The sequence below is a fragment of the Arthrobacter bambusae genome (genome assembly GCF_030812595.1).
In the GTDB taxonomy this organism is placed as follows: Bacteria; Actinomycetota; Actinomycetes; order Actinomycetales; family Micrococcaceae; genus Arthrobacter; species Arthrobacter bambusae_B.
Map to the genome: position 1 here is coordinate 1 of NZ_JAUSSZ010000036.1, position 1,275 is coordinate 1,275.

1 protein-coding gene is annotated in these 1,275 nt (G+C 62.2%); it reads right to left on the reverse strand.

All coding sequences use genetic code 11. The annotated features are described in order from the left end of the window. On the reverse strand, positions 1-1,201 hold a 1,201-nt coding region (locus tag J2S96_RS20095; RefSeq protein ID WP_306867652.1), incomplete at its 3' end, for an IS256 family transposase. Positions 1,202-1,275: the final 74 nt, after the last annotated feature.

A 1,275-nucleotide genomic window follows, 5' to 3' on the forward strand; every position in this document is an offset into this window, starting at 1 on the left:
TCCATCGTGCTATCCATCGTGCTCTGCTTCGGCCGGTGGGGTCTAGTGCCCGGGTGGCCAGGTAGAGGCATTTAAGGGCGGCGGGGATGGTTGGGAAGTGCCCGCGTGCTCTGACCGCTCGCCGGTATCGTGCATTGAGGGACTCGATGGCATTGGTGCTGCAGATGACCTTCCTGATTTCCAGGTCGTAGTCCAGGAAGGGCACGAACTCGCTCCAGGCGTTCTGCCAGAGCCGCATAATGGCCGGGTATTGTCGTGCCCATTTGCCGTTGAACTCGTCGAGGCGTTCTTTGGCTGCGGTCTCCGTTGGTGCCGTGTAGACCGGGCGGAGGTCCCGGGCCATTTCCGTCCAGTTTTTCCGGGCGGCATACCGGAAGGTGTTCCGGACCAGGTGCACGATGCAGGTCTGGACCACGGCCTGGGGCCAGACGGCGTTGATCGCGTCCGGCAGGCCTTTGAGCCCGTCGCAGACAGTGATGCAGACGTCCTCCACGCCCCTGTTCTTGATCTCGGTCAGCACCGCGAGCCAGAACTTCGCTCCTTCCCCGCCGTCGCCGGCCCACAGCCCAAGGACGTCCCGTTCACCATTGGTCGTGACACCAATGGCCACGTAGATGGGGCGGTTCGAGACCTGCCCGTCACGGACTTTGACGTGGATCGCATCAATGAACATCGCCGGGAGCACCCGGTCCAGGGGCCGGTTCTGCCACTCGGTCATTTCCCCGACAACCTTCTCAGTGATCCTGGAGATGGTGTCCTTGGAAACTTTCGCCCCGAACACGTCGGCGAAGTGCGCAGCGATCTCCCCGGTCGTGAGTCCCTTCGCGCTCAAAGACAGGACGATCTCATCTACACCGGTCAGCCGCCGCTGGCGCTTCTTCACTGTTTGAGGATCGAACGTTGACCCGGTGTCCCGGGGCACGTCGATCTCCACGGGCCCGATCTCGGTCATCACAGTCTTGGAACGTGTGCCGTTGCGGGAATTGCCACTCCCACGCCCGGCCACCTCGTGCTTCCCGTATCCCAGATGTTCGTCCATTTCCGCTTCCAGAGCAGTCTCCAGGACGTTCTTGGTCAGCTTGTTCAACAGCCCGCCCGGGCCAACAAGCTCCAACCCCTGTTCCTTGGCCTGGGACAGGAGCTGCTGCGCCAACTCATGCTGATCCACCTCAGTCGCCATGGAATCCATGGTGTCGCTCATGATCAGTCCTTCCCGCCAGGCAAAGCCCCGGCGTGTCAGGCCAACCCCGGATCCACCGTTATTCCGACACTCCC